Annotated in this window: 16 protein-coding genes and 1 pseudogene; 10 read left to right on the top strand and 7 right to left on the bottom strand. The window is 66.0% G+C overall.

Annotated features, from left to right (window positions below; genetic code table 11):
* Positions 1 to 89: 89 nt before the first annotated feature.
* Together DNJ95_RS19790 and DNJ95_RS19490 are read left to right on the top strand one after the other, a co-directional pair.
* A pseudogene (locus DNJ95_RS19790) lies at positions 90 to 509 on the top strand (Rpn family recombination-promoting nuclease/putative transposase); the annotation flags it as partial.
* A 119-nt stretch (positions 510 to 628) separates the two neighbouring features.
* Positions 629 to 964 (top strand): hypothetical protein, encoded by a 336-nt coding sequence (locus DNJ95_RS19490; RefSeq protein ID WP_242671941.1) that lies wholly within the window; start codon positions 629 to 631, stop codon positions 962 to 964.
* Positions 965 to 1,067: 103 nt separating this feature from the next.
* Here DNJ95_RS19490 and DNJ95_RS10040 read toward each other — a convergent pair whose 3' ends face one another.
* The 3 genes from DNJ95_RS10040 to DNJ95_RS10030 are packed head-to-tail and all read right to left on the bottom strand — an operon-like array spanning position 1,068 to position 3,569.
* On the bottom strand, positions 1,068 to 1,841 hold the full coding sequence (locus DNJ95_RS10040; protein WP_131184591.1) for a MetQ/NlpA family ABC transporter substrate-binding protein: 774 nt from the start codon (positions 1,839 to 1,841) through the stop codon (positions 1,068 to 1,070).
* Between the two features lie 55 nt (positions 1,842 to 1,896).
* A complete protein-coding gene (locus tag DNJ95_RS10035; RefSeq protein WP_131184590.1) occupies positions 1,897 to 2,562 on the bottom strand; it encodes a methionine ABC transporter permease in 666 nt (221 codons plus the stop codon).
* Positions 2,562 to 3,569 carry a methionine ABC transporter ATP-binding protein gene (locus DNJ95_RS10030; protein ID WP_131184589.1) on the bottom strand — a complete coding sequence of 336 codons (1,008 nt, stop codon included), beginning with the start codon at positions 3,567 to 3,569 and terminating at the stop codon, positions 2,562 to 2,564. Before DNJ95_RS10030 ends, DNJ95_RS10035 begins: the two co-directional genes overlap by 1 nt.
* 178 nt (positions 3,570 to 3,747) lie before the next feature.
* Here DNJ95_RS10030 and katE point away from each other — a divergent pair, with 178 nt between their 5' ends.
* Positions 3,748 to 5,889, top strand: coding sequence for a catalase HPII (gene katE / locus DNJ95_RS10025; RefSeq protein WP_131184588.1), 2,142 nt, complete (start codon positions 3,748 to 3,750; stop codon positions 5,887 to 5,889).
* On the opposite strand, the gene znuB is transcribed toward katE, so the two are convergent.
* The 4 genes from znuB to DNJ95_RS10005 all read right to left on the bottom strand — a co-directional run bounded on the left by znuB (position 5,890) and on the right by DNJ95_RS10005 (position 9,986).
* Entirely contained in the window at positions 5,890 to 6,678 is a 789-nt protein-coding gene (znuB, locus tag DNJ95_RS10020) for a zinc ABC transporter permease subunit ZnuB (protein WP_131184587.1), read from the bottom strand.
* Positions 6,671 to 7,465 carry a zinc ABC transporter ATP-binding protein ZnuC gene (znuC, locus tag DNJ95_RS10015; protein ID WP_131184586.1) on the bottom strand — a complete coding sequence of 265 codons (795 nt, stop codon included), beginning with the start codon at positions 7,463 to 7,465 and terminating at the stop codon, positions 6,671 to 6,673. The genes znuB and znuC overlap by 8 nt, the downstream gene beginning before the upstream one ends.
* On the bottom strand, positions 7,462 to 7,962 hold the full coding sequence (zur, locus tag DNJ95_RS10010) for a zinc uptake transcriptional repressor Zur (protein WP_131184585.1): 501 nt from the start codon (positions 7,960 to 7,962) through the stop codon (positions 7,462 to 7,464). Before zur ends, znuC begins: the two co-directional genes overlap by 4 nt.
* A 140-nt stretch (positions 7,963 to 8,102) precedes the next feature.
* On the bottom strand, positions 8,103 to 9,986 hold the full coding sequence (locus DNJ95_RS10005; protein ID WP_131184584.1) for a PhoX family protein: 1,884 nt from the start codon (positions 9,984 to 9,986) through the stop codon (positions 8,103 to 8,105).
* Between the two features lie 150 nt (positions 9,987 to 10,136).
* Here DNJ95_RS10005 and DNJ95_RS10000 point away from each other — a divergent pair, with 150 nt between their 5' ends.
* From DNJ95_RS10000 to DNJ95_RS09970, 7 genes are all read left to right on the top strand, one after another.
* Positions 10,137 to 10,643, top strand: coding sequence for a sigma-70 family RNA polymerase sigma factor (locus DNJ95_RS10000; RefSeq protein WP_131184583.1), 507 nt, complete (start codon positions 10,137 to 10,139; stop codon positions 10,641 to 10,643).
* Positions 10,640 to 11,581, top strand: a complete 942-nt coding sequence (locus DNJ95_RS09995; protein WP_131184582.1) for a FecR domain-containing protein — start codon at positions 10,640 to 10,642, stop codon at positions 11,579 to 11,581. The genes DNJ95_RS10000 and DNJ95_RS09995 overlap by 4 nt, the downstream gene beginning before the upstream one ends.
* A gap of 219 nt (positions 11,582 to 11,800) precedes the next feature.
* Entirely contained in the window at positions 11,801 to 12,076 is a 276-nt protein-coding gene (locus tag DNJ95_RS09990; RefSeq protein ID WP_131184581.1) for an STN domain-containing protein, read from the top strand.
* Positions 12,030 to 14,159 (top strand): TonB-dependent receptor, encoded by a 2,130-nt coding sequence (locus DNJ95_RS09985; RefSeq protein WP_242671942.1) that lies wholly within the window; start codon positions 12,030 to 12,032, stop codon positions 14,157 to 14,159. The genes DNJ95_RS09990 and DNJ95_RS09985 overlap by 47 nt, the downstream gene beginning before the upstream one ends.
* A gap of 199 nt (positions 14,160 to 14,358) precedes the next feature.
* Positions 14,359 to 16,008: a PepSY-associated TM helix domain-containing protein gene (locus DNJ95_RS09980; RefSeq protein WP_131184580.1), complete on the top strand. Its 1,650-nt coding sequence runs from the start codon at positions 14,359 to 14,361 to the stop codon at positions 16,006 to 16,008.
* Positions 16,005 to 16,295: a DUF3649 domain-containing protein gene (locus DNJ95_RS09975; protein WP_131184579.1), complete on the top strand. Its 291-nt coding sequence runs from the start codon at positions 16,005 to 16,007 to the stop codon at positions 16,293 to 16,295. Before DNJ95_RS09980 ends, DNJ95_RS09975 begins: the two co-directional genes overlap by 4 nt.
* The gene (locus DNJ95_RS09970) at positions 16,292 to 17,152 is read left to right on the top strand and encodes a DUF3325 domain-containing protein (RefSeq protein WP_131184578.1); all 861 of its coding nucleotides are present in this window, start codon (positions 16,292 to 16,294) and stop codon (positions 17,150 to 17,152) included. Before DNJ95_RS09975 ends, DNJ95_RS09970 begins: the two co-directional genes overlap by 4 nt.
* The last annotated feature ends 241 nt before the right edge of the window (positions 17,153 to 17,393 follow it).

The following is a 17,393-nucleotide window of genomic DNA, read 5'->3' as shown; positions in this document are numbered from 1 at the left end:
CCCATCCTGCGGACTTGCTCGATCCGTGGACTGCTTCACAGTCTTTCCTGACGCTAATCGATACAGTCCGGCATCCCTCACCGACAAGGATGTCTACCATGCCCGGACTGCCCCTGCTCGACCCCAAGCTCGATGTGGTCTTCAAGCGATTGTTCGCCGAGGCCCCTGACCTGCTGGCCGACCTGATCAATGCCGTGCGCAGCGACGAACCACCCATCGTCGAGCTGCAGGTACTCAACCCGCAGATCCTGCCTGAGGATCTGACCGGCAAATTCATCGTCCTCGATACCCTTGCCCGCGATGTGAACGGGCAACTGTTCAATATCGAGATGCAGGCGCGTAATCACCAGGGCTGGCCATCACGCACCGTTTATTACCTGGCACGCAACCTGAGCCGCCAGCTAAAGCCGGGGGATGACTACAACCAGTTGCAACCGGTGATCGGCATTCACCTGATGGACTTCGACCTGTTCGACGACGAGCAGGCCTTCTGGCAGTTCGAACTGCGCGACCGCCGCCTGCAACTCCACCTGCTCGAACTGCCCAAGGCCGACCGCCTTCATTCCCAAGCGGGGGTGCTGTGGCAGACTGGATCGCGTACCTCAAGCACTGGCAGGAGGAAAGTGTCATGCAAGAGATCGAACGCCCCGCCATCCGCAAGGCCCGCCAGCAGTTGCAGGCGCTGTCCGACGACGAACAGGCCCGTTACCTGGCTTTCGTCCGTGAGCGCGCCTTGCTCAACGAGACGATCGTCATGGGGGCAACTGAAGCAAAGGGCAAACGAGAAGGCCGCAGCGATATCCTGCGCCAATTGCTGCAACTCAAGTTCGGTGCCCTGCCCGTGGCGATCGAGCAACGCCTGGTAACGGCCAGCGAGACCGAGCAGGTGCGCTGGGCCGAGCGGATCCTGTCCGTCGATTCGCTGGAGCAGGTGTTCGCCGAATGGACCGCAAGGGTGGGTTGAGCCGCAGCCCTGCGGACGGCCCACCTGAACAGCGGATAGCAAAAGCCCGCGATGAACGCGGGCTCCCAGGCTGGCCCGTAGAGCCTGACCTACGCGCAGCGGCTTACTGCACCGGCACCACCGAACCTTTGTACTTCTCTTCGATGAACTGCACCAGCGCATCGCTGTGCAGCGCCTTGGCGACTTTCTGCAGGGCTTCGGAGTCCTTGTTGTCCGGGCGCGCCACCAGGATGTTGACATAGGGCGAGTCGCTGCCTTCGAGGATCAGCGCATCCTCGGTCGGATTGAGCTTGGCTTCCAGCGCATAGTTGGTGTTGATCAGCGCCAGGTCCACCTGGTTCACCACACGCGGCAGGGTGGCGGCTTCCAGTTCGCGGATCTTCAGGCCTTTCGGGTTTTCCGCGATGTCCCGGGGCGTGGCGGTGATGCCGGCTTCCGGCTTCAGGGTGATCAGGCCGGCCTTCTGCAACAGCAGCAGGGCGCGACCGCCGTTGGTGGCATCGTTGGGGATCGCAACGCTGGCACCGTCAGGCAGCGCATCGAGGCTCTTGTGCTTGGTGGAATAAGCGCCGAACGGCTCGACATGCACGCCGGTGACGCTGACCAGCCCGGTGTTGCGCGTACGGTTGAACTCATCCAGGTAGGGCTGGTGCTGGAAGTAGTTGGCGTCCAGGCGCTTCTCGGACACCTGCACGTTGGGCTGCACGTAGTCGGTGAAGACTTTCACCTGCAGGTCGACGCCCTGCTCGGCCAGCGCCGGCTTGATGAACTCGAGGATTTCCGCATGGGGCACGGCGGTGGCCGCGACGGTCACGGTTTCCGCCGCCTGGGCATTGAATGCAACGGCTACGGCGAGGGCCGCAAAGATCTTTTTCATCGTTCGATTCCTTGAAGGTTGAGCGGGGTGCGATCGTACGCTCGCCCTTGGTATGTCACTTGCGCGAAAAATGTACCACCAACTTGTCGCCCAGGGTTTGCAGAATCTGCACCAGCACCAGCAGCAGGACCACCGTGACCACCATCACGTCGGTCTGGAAGCGCTGGTAGCCGAAGCGGATCGCCAGGTCGCCCAGGCCGCCGGCACCCACCACGCCCGCCATCGCGGTGTAGGACACCAGGGTGATGGCCGTCACCGTGACGGCGGCAATGATCCCGGGGCGGGACTCAGGCAGCAGGGCGTTGAAAATAATCTGCCGGGTACTGGCGCCCATCGCCTGGGTCGCCTCGATGATGCCGCGATCCACTTCGCGCAGGGCGGTCTCCACCAGCCGTGCGAAGAACGGTGCCGCACCGGCCACCAGTGGCGGGATGGCGCCAGCCACCCCCAGGGAAGTGCCCACCAGTTGCACCGTCAGCGGGATCATCACGATCAGCAGGATGATGAACGGCAGCGAGCGCAGCACATTGACCAACAGCGACAGCGCGCCATGGAGCGCCCGGTTCTCGAACAACTGGCGCGGGCCGCAGAGAAACAGCAGCACACCCAGCGGCAGCCCCAGCAGCATGGTGAACAGTAGCGAGCCACCGAGCATCAGCAGGGTATCCAGGGTCGCCAACCAGATTTCGTACCAGTCGACATTGATGAAGAAGGCACCCATCAGCGCAACACCTCGATATGAACATTGGCGGCTTCCAGGCGCGCCACGGCGGCGATCAGGTCGCCGCCCACCAGCGACAGGGTGAGCTGGCCATAGGGCGTGTCCTTGATCCGGTCGATGCGTCCGGCAAGGATGCTGTAGTCGACACCCGTCTCGCGGGCCACGCGGCCCAGCAGTGGCGCGTAGGTGGCCTCGCCACGGAAGGTCAGGCGCAGGATGCGCCCCGGCACCTGGGCGAAGTCCGCCAGTTGCTCATGCTCGTCGACCTGCTCGTCCTCCAGCACGAAGCGCTGGGTGGTCGGGTGCCGTGGGTGCAGGAATACATCGGCCACCGTGCCCTGCTCGACGATGCGCCCGCCATCCATCACCGCCACCCGGTCGCAGACACGGCGGATCACGTCCATCTCATGGGTGATCAGTACGATGGTCAGCTTCAGTTCGCGGTTGATCTCGGCCAGCAGGCGCAATACCTGGGCGGTGGTCTGCGGGTCGAGGGCGCTGGTCGCCTCGTCGCACAGCAGCAGGTCCGGCCCGGTGGCCAGGGCGCGGGCGATACCGACCCGCTGCTTCTGCCCACCGGACAGTTGCGCCGGGTACTTGTGTGCCTGCTCACGCAACCCGACCCGCTCCAGTAGCTCGGCGACCCGTCGATCGAGCGAAACCCGATTCCAGGCGCCGGACAGGCGCAGCGGCATGGCGATATTGTCGGCGACGGTCTTCGAGGACAGCAGGTTGAAGTGCTGGAAAATCATGCCGACCCGCTGGCGAAAACGCCGCAGGCCAGTGGCATCGAGGGCGGTTACATCCTCGTCGTTGACCAGGATGCGCCCTCCGGAAGGCTCTTCGAGGCGATTGATCAGGCGCAGCAAAGTACTCTTGCCGGCGCCTGAATGGCCGATCAGGCCGAACACTTCGCCCTCTTCGATGCGCAGATCGGTGGCATGCAGTGCAGGTATTTCCCGGCCATCGGCACGGTAGGTCTTGTGGACTTGCTGGAATTCGATCACGGGCGAACCTTGTGGGTGCAAGGCGGCCATTCTAACCGTTTTCGCCGAATGCTTGATGTGCCGACGTACGGCTGCAACCCATAAGCGCAGGCCAGGGTCACTGAATGGGAAGAATGAAGAAAGCACCTGCCGTAGAGGTCGCTTCTCGCCCTGTGAACCCGCCCCCGTGAGGCCTGAAATGACCAAGAAGAACGCACCCAGCCAGAGCGATCTGGCCGGCACCGATACGCTCGATCGCAGCAACCACAACGCCAAGCTGGACAGCCTGGCGACCTATCGCTCCGACGCCAGCGGCCAAGCCCTGACGACCAACCAGGGCGTGAAGATCGCCGATAACCAGAACACCCTGAAGGCAGGCAACCGTGGGCCCTCGCTGCTGGAAGATTTCATCATGCGCGAGAAGATCACCCACTTCGACCACGAGCGCATTCCCGAGCGTATCGTGCATGCCCGTGGCGTGGCGGCACACGGCTACTTCGAGAGCTACGCCGATCACAGCGCCCTGAGCAAGGCCGGTTTCCTCGCCGGCAAGGGCAAGAAGACGCCGGTTTTCATACGTTTCTCCACGGTGCAGGGGCCGCGCGGCTCGGCCGATACGGTGCGCGATATCCGTGGTTTCGCGATCAAGTTCTATACCGATGAGGGCAACTTCGACCTGGTCGGCAACAATGTGCCGGTGTTCTTCATCCAGGACGCCATCAAGTTCCCGGACTTCGTGCATGCGGTCAAACCCGAGCCGCACAACGAGGTGCCCACAGGCGCCAGCGCCCACGATACCTTCTGGGATTTCGTCTCGCTGGTCCCCGAGTCGGCGCATGCGGTGATCTGGGCCATGTCCGACCGCGCCATCCCGCGCAGCCTGCGCGCAATACAGGGCTTCGGCGTGCATACCTTCCGGCTGGTCACTGCCGAGGGCAAGTCGCGCTTCGTGAAATTCCACTGGAAGCCCAGGCAGGGCGTGTTCTCGCTGGTCTGGGACGAAGCGCAGAAACTCGCCGGCAAGGACCCCGACTTCCATCGCCGCGACCTGTGGGAGAACATCGAGCAGGGCAACTACCCGGAATGGGAGTTCGGCGTGCAGATCGTCGAGGAAGAGGACGAGCATAAGTTCGACTTCGACCTGCTCGACCCGACCAAGCTGATCCCCGAGGAACAGGTGCCGGTGACGCCGCTGGGCCGGCTGGTGCTCGACCGCAACCCGGACAATTTCTTCGCCGAGACCGAGCAGGTGGCTTTCTGCCCGGGGCATGTGGTACCCGGCATCGACTTCAGCGACGACCCACTGCTGCAGGGCCGGCTGTTCTCCTATACCGACACCCAGCTCAGCCGCCTGGGCGGACCGAACTTCCACCAGATCCCGATCAACCGGCCGGTCTGCCCGTTCCACAACAACCAGCGCGACGCCCACCACCAGGGCAGCGTGCACAAGGGCCGCGCCTCCTACGAGCCGAACTCGATCGACGGCGGCTGGCCCAGGGAAACCCCGCCGGCGGCCAGCGGCGGCGGTTTCGAGAGCTACCCCGAGCGTATCGACGCACACAAGGTACGTGAGCGCAGCCCGTCCTTCGCCGACCACTTCAGCCAGCCGGCGCTGTTTTTCCACAGCCTCAGCCAGCCGGAGCAGCGACATGTGATCGACGCCTACAGCTTCGAGCTGGGCAAGGTCGAGCGTGCGTGGATCCGTGAACGCCAGGTCAACGAAATCCTCGCCAATATCGACCTGGAACTGGCGGCGCAGGTGGCCGCCAACCTCGGCCTGCCGGCGCCGCACAGCGGCACCGTAAAGCCACCCGCCAAGCAGCAGCCTTCGCCGGCGCTGAGCCAGCGCAACCTGCTCTCGGGCGATATCAGGACGCGCAAGGTGGCGATCCTGGTGGCCGACGGCGTCGATGCCAAGGCAGTGGCGGCGTTCCAGAAAAAGCTGCATGCCAAGGGCGCCACGGCCAAGGTGCTCGGGCCGACCTCGGCGCCGGTGCGAACCGCCGCCGGCAAGACCCTGGAGGTGGATGCCTCGCTGGAGGGGTTGCCGTCGATCGCCTTCGACGCGGTGTTCGTGCCGGGCGGAGCGAAAAGCGTCGAGACGCTGGGGCAATCCGGGGTGGCCAAGCATTACCTGCTGGAAGCCTACAAGCACCTCAAGCCGATCGCCGTGCTCGGCGATGCCCGCGAGTTGCTCGAACGGCTCGGCCTGCCGGCGGACGATGGCCTGCTGGGCGGCGACGATGGCGCCGTGGCCAAGGTCTTCGCCCCCTTCACCAAGGCCCTGGCACAGCACCGCATCTGGGCCCGCGAGCCGCAGGCCAGGGCGGTGCCGGCCTGATCAGGCGTTGCGGCGCGGCGCGGCGAAGCTGAGCAGGAACAGCGTCGCCGCACTGACCACGATGGACGGCCCGGCCGGCGTGTCCTGGTACCAGGACAGCGCCAGCCCGGTGCACACCGCGACGATCCCCAGCAGGCTGGCGCCCAGCGCCATCTGCTCGGGGGTGCGCGCATGACGCTGGGCCGCCGCCGCCGGAATGATCAACAAGGAGGTGATCAGCAGCACGCCGACGATCTTCATCGCCACCGCGATCACCACCGCGATCAGCAGCATCAGTGCCAGGCGGATGGCGCCCACCGGCAAGCCCTCGACCCGTGCCAGTTCTTCATGCACGGTGATCGCCAGCAACGGCCGCCACAGCAGCACGAGGATCAGCAGCACCAGCGCGCTGCCGCCAAGAATCCACGCCAGGTCGACCGGCCCCACGGCCAGCAGGTCGCCGAACAGATAACCCATCAGGTCGATACGTACCTCGTGCATGAAGCTCAGGGTCACCAGGCCCAGCGACAGGGTGCTGTGGGCGAGGATACCGAGCAGCGTGTCAGACGCCAGCGGCTGGCGCTGTTGCAGGGTCACCAGCAGCACCGCCAGCAGTACGCAGCCGACCGTCACCGCCAGGGTCGGGCTGATGTCCAGCATCAATCCGAGGGCGACGCCGAACAGCGCGGCATGGGACAGGGTGTCGCCGAAATAGGCCATGCGCCGCCATACCACGAAGGAGCCGAGCGGCCCGGCCACCAGCGCCAGGGCGAGCCCGGCGAGCAGCGCGTTGAACAGAAAATCAGGCATGCTTGCAGCCATCTCCATGGACGTGCGGCTTGACCGGGCCGTGGATGCTCAGGCCCGGAACGACCCCGCCCTGCAGATCGTGGCTATGGTCATGGTGGTGGTGATAGATGGCCAGGCTGCGTGCATCCTGGCCGAACAGCTCGATGAAGGCCGGATCGGCGCTGACCTGCTCGGGGTGGCCGGAACAGCAGACATGGCGGTTCAGGCAGACCACCTGGTCAGTGGAGCTCATCACCAGGTGCAGGTCGTGGGAAACCATCAGCACACCGCAACCGTAGCGCTCGCGCAACTGCCCGATCAGCCGGTACAGCTCGGCCTGGCCGGCGACATCGACCCCCTGCACCGGTTCGTCCAGCACCAGCAACTCCGGCTCGCGCAGCAGGGCGCGGGCCAGCAGTACGCGCTGCAGCTCGCCACCGGAGACACGCTGCAACGGGCTGTCGATCACATGCGCCGCGCCGACCTCGGCCAGCGCCGCCAACGCCCGCGCCCGGTCCACCTTCGGCACCAGGCGCAGAAAGCGCAGTACCGACAACGGCAGGGTGGCATCCACGTGCAACTTCTGCGGCATATAGCCGATGCGCAGCCTGGGCTTGCGCCACACTTCGCCGCTGTCCGGCTTGAGCAGCCCGAGCACACTGCGCACCAGGGTGGTCTTGCCGGCGCCATTGGGGCCGATCAGGGTGACGATTTCGCCACGCTCGACACGCAACCGCACACCATCGAGGACCGCCTGGGTGCCGAAGCGCACGCCGACATCATCGAGGCGGATCAGGATTTCGCTCATGCCGCGCCCTGGCAGGAAGTGCAGAGCCCAACCACCTCGACCGTCTGCCCCTCGACGCTGAACCCTACCGCCTGGGCCGCCGCGACGATGGTCTCGGCGATCACCGGCTGCTCCAGTTCGATGGCGGTATGGCAGTGGCGGCAGATCAGGAACTGCCCCTGGTGCGGATGTTCCGGGTGGCTGCAGCCGATAAAGGCGTTGAGCGAGGCGATGCGGTGCACCAGGCCGTTCTCCTGCAGGAAATCCAGCGCCCGGTAGACCGTCGGCGGCGCCGCGCGGCGCCCGTCCTGTTCGCTCAGGACCGCCAGGATATCGTAGGCACCGAGCGGCTTGTGGCTATCCCAGACCAGCTCCAGCACGCGCTTGCGCAAGGCGGTCAGGCGCACCCCCTGGCGGGAACACAGGGTTTCGGCATTGGCCAGCGCATCGTTGACGCAATGGGAATGGTCGTGCGGCGTACAGGCCAACGGCATCCTGGCTTTGTAGGGTTTGAGCATGACAGCGCGCTCCGAAGGAGAAGGCCGTTATTCTATTACCCTTTCGCCGGCTTGTGTGGGTGGGCAAGCCTCAAGCCTCCAGCGCTCTTTTCGGCGCTTTGCCGTGCATAGCGCGATTGCCCTGTACCGCCTACAGCCACTCAAGCCCCGATCACACCACCGTCCGTCCGCGTGATCGCCAGCACCGAGGAGCGTGGGCGCCCGCCAGGCACATGGTCGGGGAAGCCGGAACCACCTTCCTCGCCAGGGTGCTGGATGCCGACGAACAACGTCCGGTAGTCCGCGGCGAAGGCCAGGCCGGTGACCTCGCAACCCACCGGGCCGACCATGAAGCGACGAATCTCGCCGCTCTGCGGGTCGGCGCAGAGCATCTGGTTGTTGCCCATGCCCACGTAGTCGCCACTGTTGCTGTACTTGCCGTCGGTCAGCACCCAGAGCCGCCCATCGCGGTCGAAACCCAGGCCGTCCGGGCTGTTGAACATATTGTCGGCATCGATCTGGCGCGACCCCGCATTCGGGCTATCGGGATGCGCCACAGGGTTGCCAGCGATGATGAACAGGTCCCAGTCGAACCTATGCGCGGCAGCATCGTCGCCATCCTCACGCCAGCGCAGGATCTGCCCGTAGAGGTTGTTGGCGCGCGGGTTGGGCCCGGCGACCGGCTGGCCGTCCTCGCCACGCTTGCTGTTGTTGGTCAGGGTGCAGTAGACCTGCCCGTCATGCGGACTGACCGCGATCCACTCCGGGCGGTCCATGCGTGTCGCACCGACCTGCCGGCCAGCCTGGCGGGCGCGGATCAGCACCTCGGCCTGGCTGGCGAAGCCATTGGCCTCGGTCAGCCCGTTGCGCCCATGGCTCAGTTCGATCCAGCGCCCGCGCCCCCTGGGCTGGTCGCGGTCGCCATCGCCAGCATCGAAGCTGGCCACATAGAGCGTGCCGTGATCGAGGATATCGCGGTTGGCGCGGGCAGCGCCGGGTTGCAGGCGGTCGCGGCTGACGAACTTGTAGATGAACTCGCCTCGCTCGTCGTCGCCCATATAGACCACCACCCGCCCGTCGCGAGTGCTGGCGAGCGCCGCGTTCTCGTGTTTGAAGCGGCCCAGGGCGGTGCGCTTGAGCGGCCGGGACTGCGGATCGAAGGGGTCGATCTCGACGATCCAGCCATGCCGGTGGAGTTCGTTCGGGTTGCGCGCGATATCGAAGCGCGGGTCGAAGCGATGCCAGTCGTTATTCACGCTGGCATGGGTGACGCTGTAGCACTTCTGGTCGGCATCCAGCACCTGTTGCGGATCGCTGCTGCCGAAACAGTCGGTGAAGTTCTCTTCGCAGGTCAGGTAGGTGCCCCAGGGCGTCTGGCCGCTGGAACAGTTCTGGAAGGTGCCCAGCACCTCGATACCCTGCGGATCGACGGCGGTCCGCAGCAACGCGTGCCCACGCGCGGGCCCGCTGACACCGATCGGCGTGTTGCCATGGATGCGCCGGTTGTAGGGCGAGCCGGATACGAAACGCCACTCACCCTGCTGGCGCCGCACCTCGATGACCGTCACCCCCTCGGCGGACTGCGCCTTGAGCACATCCTCCGCCGATTGCGGCAGGCCGCCATGGGCCAGCAGGTACTGGTAGTTGACGTATTCGTTGTTGATCGCCATCAGCGCCCGGTCCGCATCGTCCGGCCAGGGGAAGAAACTCATGCCATCGTTGTTGTCGCCGAACTGCTGCAACTGCTCGGCGGCACTGTTACCGCCGTCATGGCGAAATGCCGGGCCATCCTCGGCCAACGGCTGACCCCAACTGATAAGCACCCGGGAGCGATAGCCGGGCGGCAGGCTGATGGCATCGAGGGTGGAGGCGGCAATATTGTCGAAGCCGAGCAGCCGGCTGCCGCGCGCCGGGCCGGCATGGGCGCCAGCCAGCGGCAGCCCGCCGAGAAAGAAGGCGGCGGCGCCCAGGGCACCCATGCCGATGAAGCCGCGACGGGAAAGGCAGGTGATACGTTCGAGATCGGTCGGTTCTTGATCGTGCATGGCGGTGCTCCAAAGCTGCAAGCCGCTGACCTTAGGAGCCAGGCATGACGATTCCATGACGGCCCGCCCTCGTTCATCGGCCATGCGCATTTGCTGGACGGCGGCAAAGCTCTATAGAATGAGAACGATTCGAAACGAGCGGTATTCTCCGTGCCCGACTCTCCCTCCAGCAAGCTGGGATTCTTCTTCAGCGATCACCATCGGTGGCTGTTGCAGCACGTGCAGCGCCGCCTGAACAACCGGGCCGACGCCGAAGACATGGCAGCGGAAACCTTCTGCCAGCTCCTGGCTTCGCGCACCGACCCCGACACCCTCGAGCAGCCGCGCGCCTACCTCTCCACCATCGCCCGCCGCCTGATCTTCGACCGCCAGCGGCGGCGCCGGCTGGAGCTGGCCTATCTCGAGCGACTGGCCGCCCTGCCGGAGCGGTTCGCCCCGTCGCCGGAAGACACCAGCCTGCTGCTCGAAGCCCTGGTCGCCATCGACCGCAGCCTGGCAGGCCTGCCGCTGGCGGTGAAAAAAGCCTTCCTCTACAGCCAGCTCGACGGCCTCAGCCATGTGGAGATCGCCCGGCGCCTCGGTGTCTCCGAACGCACCGTGGGCCGCTACATGACCCAGGCCCTGCGCCAGTGCTACCTGGCCGAGCCGGCACCATGAGCCTGGATACGGCCGCCGAACAGGCCATCGCGTGGATGGTCCGCCTGCGCGCCGGCCAGCCCGACGCCGGCCAGCAGGCGGCGTTCGAGCGCTGGCTGGAGGCCGACCCCGCCCATGCCAGGGCCTGGCAGCACCTGCAGCAACGCCTGGGCGCCCCCTATGAAACGCTGCGCCGTCTCGACCGTAGCGACAGCGCGCGCGACCTGCTGCTGCAACCCGGCACCTCGCGCCGCGACTTGCTGCGCGCCTGTGCCGGCCTCGGCCTGCTCGGCGGCGGCCTCTGGCTCGCAGCGGGCAGCCGCCCCGGCCAGGCGCTGCTGGCCGACTACCACAGCGGCACGGGCGAACGCCGTGATGTCGCACTGAACGACGGCAGCCGGCTGTTCCTCAATGCCGACAGCGCCGTCGACGTGGATTTCAGCGCCAACCAGCGGCTCCTGCGGCTGCGCCACGGCGAACTGGTGATCCAGGCCGCCGCCGACCCGGCCCGCCCGCTGCGGGTGCTCACAGCCCAGGGCGAGGCCCGCGCCCTGGGTACGCGCTTCCTGGTCCGCCAGGAACCACGGGCCACCCGCGTGGTGGTGCTGGAACATGCGGTGCGCGTCAGCCTGGACGGAGGCGGCGCGCTGAAGCTGGGGGAGGGCCAGGCCGCCCTGTTGCACGCGGACAGCATCGAGCCGCTGGACGACCAGCAGCACCGTGCCGACTGGCTGCAGGGCCGCCTGAGCGTGCTGGACGAGCCACTGGAAGCCGTCATCGACGCCCTGCGCCCCTATCGGAGCGGCCTGATCCGCGTCGCCCCGCAGGTGCGCCAGTTGCGCGTTCAGGGTGTGTTCCCGCTGGACGACAGCGACCGCGCCCTCAGCGCCCTGGGGGAAACCCTGCCGATCAGCATCGAACGCTACGGCCCCTGGCTGACCCTGGTCGGCCCCGGATGAACAATCTACCGAGAGATCACAGCTAGCGCAGGGCACATCAGGAACGACGCCCCCGGCAACTCCACTTCCGGCTTGTGGCTTGTGGCTTGTGGCTTGTGGCTTGTGGCTTGTGGCGATAGACCGTGCCAGGCCTCTTCCGGGAAAAACATTCCCATCCGTGTCCGGTTTTCATTTCTCATCCCACCTATCTCCTGACAACACACAAAACAGGAGTGCTCCATGTACCAGCCCTGGCCTCTCGCCATCGCCATTTCCCTGGCCATCCTCGGCCCGGTCAGCCATGCCGCTGAAGCACCCGCCACGCAGCAGCGGCTTGTCGCCTTCGACTTGCCCGCCGGCAGCCTGGCCAACACCCTCAACACCATCGCCCGCCAGAGCGGCCGGGTCATCTCCCTCGACCCGGCGCTGGTGCAGGGCAAGCTGGCGCCGGCGGTGCGCGGCGAGCTGAGTGCACAGCAAGCCCTGCAGCGGGCTGGTGGTGTTCGTCAGCGATAGCGGCACACTCAGCGTACGCCCCGTATCGCAGGACGGGATGGCGCTGGAGATGGCGCCAGTGATGGTGGGGGCGACCCGTTCCGGCGATCTGCCGGAAGCCTACGCTGGCGGTCAGGTGGCGCGCGGCGGGCGGCTCGGCCTGCTGGGCAATACCGATGTGATGGATGCGCCTTTCAACATCACCAGCTACACGGCCAAGGCCATGGAAGACCAGCAGGCCTACTCGGTCATGTCGGTGATCCGCAACGATCCCGCGGTACACAGCTCCATGCCGGTGGGAGGGCTGGGCGAGTATTTCTACATGCGAGGCTTCTACACACAAAGCCACGAGTTGGCCTGGGATGGCCTGTACGGCCTGGTGCCCCACAACCGCACGCCATCGGAATTCATGGAGCGGGTCGAGGTGTTGAAGGGACCTGGGGCGTTGCTCTACGGCATGTCGCTGGGCGGCGCGGTAGGCGGCACGGTGAACCTGGTTCCCAAGCGCGCCGAAGATGTGCCGCTGACCCGGCTGACGACCTCCTATGTGTCCGATGCCAATCTGGGCGGGCATCTCGACGTGGGCCGCCGCTTCGGCCAGGACAATGCATTCGGCATCCGCGTCAATGCCCTCAGAGCGCATGGCGACCTGTCCATCGACGGGCAGGAGGAAAACCGCACGCTCGGTTCCGTGGCACTGGATTTCCGCGGTGAGCGGGTGCGCGCCTCGGCGGATTTCTACAGCATCAAGGAGCAGCAGCGCGGCGGCGTGCCGCTGCTGACCAGCTTCGCCAGCGCGGACATCCCCAAGGCCCCGGACCCGACCATCAACCCGTTGCCGGGCGCCTACATCAACTCCCGCAGCAAGGCGGCGATCGGTTCGCTCGAGGTCGACTTCAACGATCAATGGCTGGGCTATCTCAAGGCGGGCATCAAGGAGCAGGACGGCTCGGGTTACCTGACCAACGCCTTCGGCGCCAATGCCCAGGCTTCGGGGGACTTCACTGCGCGCTCGTTCGTCGTCAACAACTATTTCGACGTTCGCTCGACCGAAACCGGCGTTCGCGGTAGTTTCAGCACGGGCGGCATCGGCCACAGCCTGGTGGCGAGCGCCAACCTCATCGTTCAGGAAAGCGGCGCCGTGGCCAGCCTGATCACCTGGCCGTCTAACCTCTACAGACCGGGAACCCCGGTCCTGGCTGCAAAGCCGAATAGCTACAAGACCGCCGAGACGACGTTGAGCAGCCTTGCCCTGGCCGACACCCTGTCGTTCGCCGAGGACCGCTACCTGCTGACCCTGGGCGTGCGCCAGCAGCGGGTCGAAACCAAGGGCTTCGACTCCTCCGGCGCGGAAACCAGCCACTATGACGAGAAGGCCCTGACCCCCGCCGCAGGGCTAGTGCTCAAGCCCTGGTCGATTCCCGTTTCGCTCTATGCCAACTACATCGAGGGGCTGTCCGAGGGCGGCCAGGTCACCGATGCTTCGGCCAGCGACTACGGCAAAGTGTTCAGCCCGATCAAGAGCAAGCAGGTGGAAGCCGGGGTGAAATGGGACATGGGCGAGCTGCTGACGACCTTGAGCGTCTTCCAGATCGAGAAACCCACCGTCATAAAAGACAGCGCAATCAACACGTATGGCCAGGATGGCGAGCAGCGCAACCGCGGTATCGAATGGACATTCGCCGGGAAGGTCGCAAAGGACGTGCGTCTGCAGGGTGGCGCCATGTACCTGCGCCCGATCATGCTGAAAACCCTGAACGGCCAATACGACGACAACGACGCCATCGGCGTGCCACGCCGGAGCGGAACCCTGGGCGTCGAATGGGACCTGCCCTGGCTGCCCGGCCTGACCCTGACCGGCCGCGGCACCTATGCCGGCAACCAGTACGCCGACAGCGCCAACACCCAGGAACTGCCGAGCTGGACGCGCGTCGACCTGGGCATGCGCTACGCGACGAAGCTGGCAGGCCACGCCACCGTGTGGCGCGCCGACGTGATGAACGCCTTCGACAAGCGCTACTGGGAAGGCGTCTACAACACCACCGGAGCGGCGACCGTGGGTGTGCCGCGTATCTATCGCCTGTCGATGCAGATCGACTTCTGATGCCGCCGCATGCACGAGCGACAATGACCGCTCTCCTCGCCATTCCCCGCCGCCGGAACGGCACCGTGCCCAGCGGCGGCGCGCATCCGTGCCCGGGCATGCAATCGTCCGGCTGGGCACTGCGCCGCCCAGCCGGCGCAGCATGGGCCGGGGCGGCCGGTTTTCGTTTTCCCGCTGCGGTGCGGGCGTGGAGTGAACAATGAAGGATGGTTTCCGCCAGAGCATGGCCTGGCTGCACACCTGGTCCGGCCTGGTGGTCGGCTGGGTATTGTTCTTCGTCTTCGTCACCGGCACCGCCGGTTACTTCGACAATGAGATCGACCGCTGGATGCGACCGGAACTGCCGCTGCCGGAACGGGTCGGGGCCATCGACCGGGATGGCATGCTGGCGCGCTCGCTGGCACGGCTGGCGCAAGTCGCCCCGAATGCCAAGGAATGGCGCATCACCCTGCCGCACCAGAGCATGGCACCGCGCGAGCCGCTCGGCCTGTCGATCGACTGGGAAGACCTGCCCGAGCGCGGGCGGGGCCTCGGCCTGCGCGGCGGGGAACAGCTCGCCCCCCACAGCGGCGCGCTCCGCGCCGAAGTGGAGCCGCGTGCCACCGGCGGCGGCTGGCAACTGTACGTGATGCACTACCGGCTGCATTACCTCGACTACACCACCGCGATCCGGCTGGTGGGCATCTGCACCATGCTGATGCTGCTGGCCATCTTCACCGGGGTAATCACGCACAAGAAGATCTTCAAGGATTTCTTCACATTCCGCCCGGGCAAGGGGCAACGCAGTTGGCTGGACGCGCACAACATCAGCAGCGTGATGGCACTACCGTTCTTCGTGATGATCACCTATACCGGCCTAGTGTTCTTCCCCATGCAGTACCTACCGGTGGCATTCCAGCAGGTCTATCAGGGCCAGACCAACCGCTTCTACGACGAACTGTTCGACAGTGACAAGCTGTACCAGGCGGTAACGGCCCCCACTACCAACCTGGACGCGCTCGTCGCGCACGGCGAACGGCTGTGGGGAGAGGGCATGGTGGCCGGCATCAGCCTGAGGCACGAGCAGGGCCAGCCGCTCTCGGTGGACGTGCGGCGAGTGCGCGGCGGGCAGGTGGACTTCTACGACCCGCAGGTGCTGCGCTACCATGCCCATAGCGGCGAGGCGCTGGAGATTGAGGAGATCGCGAAGCCCGCGCTGAAGGCCCGTAGCGTGCTAATCGCCCTGCACTTGGGCCTGTTCGCCGACGCGTGGCTGCGCTGGCTGTATTTCCTCTCCGGCCTGCTGGGCTGCGCGATGATCGCCACCGGGCTGGTGCTGTGGACGGTGAAGCGGCGCAATCGGCACCTGAAACGGGGCGAGGAGTCTTCGCGCTTCGATGCCTTCGGCCTGCGCCTGGTGGAGGTGCTCAATGTGGGCACCATCGCCGGGCTGCCGTTCGCCGTGGTCATGTACTTCTGGGCCAACCGGCTGTTGCCGCTGAACATGGCGGCGCGCGCCGAGTGGGAGGTGCATTGCCTGTTCATCGCCTGGGGCTGGGTATTCCTGTATGCCACGCTGCGCCCGTTGAAGAAAGCCTGGGTGGAGAGTTTGTGGATGGCCGCGGCGGCCTGTGTACTGATACCGCCGCTCAATCTGCTGACCAGCGACCGTCACCTGGGCGTCAGTATCCCCCACGGTGACTGGGCGCTGGCCGGGGTGGACCTGAGCATGCTGGCCTTCGCCGCGCTGTTCGCCGGCCTGGCGCTGAAGCTCAAGCGAAAATGGCAGTACAGCGAACAACCCGGCGGCCAGGGTGCCGCTGTCGGCGGCGCGACGCGGCAGCGGCAGTCGGAGGCCAGCGCATCATGAAGACACTTACTCGTTATCGCTGGTCGGTGGCCTCACGTGTGTTCGCCGCCGTTTTCGGCGGCTATGCGCTGACCTCGGCCATCACCCTGCTGCTGGCGCTGGTCTGGCCGCTGCCGCGTGCGCAGGCCGTGTTGGCGGCCAGCCTGCCGAGTTTTCTGCTGTATGGCCTGATCGTGCTCTGGGTGTTCAGCGTACGCAGCGCAACGCGCGCCTGGGTCGGGCTGGCGGTGCCCACCCTGTTGCTGGACGGGGCGTGCTGGCTGTTGCTGCCGGGGGGGACTGCATGATCTGGCATCTGGGCATTTTCCTCTTCAGTCTGGCGGGTTTCGCCGCGCTCGCGCTGGCGATGGAGCGCCATTGCAAGCATCTGCTGCGGCGCAGCCTGCCACCGCCCTGGCCCGCACTGCTGTACTGGAGCGGCTGGGCACTGCTGGCCGTGGCGCTGGCGCTGGCGCTGCTGGCGCCGCCCTGGCGCTGGAGCATGGGCCTGGTGGTCTGGCTGGGCTGGCTGAGCCTGGCCGCAGCGGGCCTGGCGTTCTATTTTCCGTGGTGGCCGTGGCAGCCCCCGGCAGCGGCGGTATCGCGCAAGGGCGCAAATGCCCGGGTCAAGCCAGTCGCGACCGGCCCCGCCGCGCCGGCTCGCGGCGGGTTGCGCAGCGTAATACGCCTGGCCACCAGCGTGGCCCTGGTGGGGCTGCCGCTGGCCACACTGGCGCTCATCGCCAGTACACCGGAAAAGCCTCTGCTACGCGCCGATGCCGTACGCGGCAAGGTCGGCCCGTGGGACTTCACCTTTGCCGAGGCGGACGACAAGCTGCCCACCCTGGCGGCGTTCGGTACCCACATGAAGCTCTACCAGGTACGTTTCTGCGATGCCTGCGACCAGGAAATCCGCAACGCCTACCTGCGCCTGCGCAAGCCGCGCTCGCGGCGCGGCGCGGGGATCGTCTTCGACGGTTCGCACTGGAACCGCGAAGTGGAAATCAACCTGCCCCGCAACACCCGTGCCGACGATGAGCTGTGGCTGACGGTGGAAGGCAAGGACGGTTCGGTGCATCAGGCCAGCATTCCGCTAGCGGCGGCATCACCGGCTTTTTCAACCTGGCTGCGGACCCATGGGGGAGAAGCCTCCAAACGTCCGTGAGAGAAACCGGGACGGACCATGGGGCGGCGGGATTTTCCTTCAGACGCCACCAACAGTGGCTATGCGGATGCCATGGTGGAGCGGTAGGAAGGCGCGATTCTGAAGCCGCCAGTGCCGTGAACTGCCTCACGACTCACCACGGCGAAAATCACTGATCCCGGCACTCGCCATCGGCAAGGACGCCGCACCCGCCCCCTGCCGGCGCGGCTGTTTGCAAAACCCTCCCTCCCGCCTACAATCG

This window comes from Stutzerimonas kirkiae (assembly GCF_004327335.1).
Lineage (GTDB): Bacteria > Pseudomonadota > Gammaproteobacteria > Pseudomonadales > Pseudomonadaceae > Stutzerimonas > Stutzerimonas kirkiae.
This window is presented reverse-complemented; position numbering and strand designations above follow the sequence as displayed.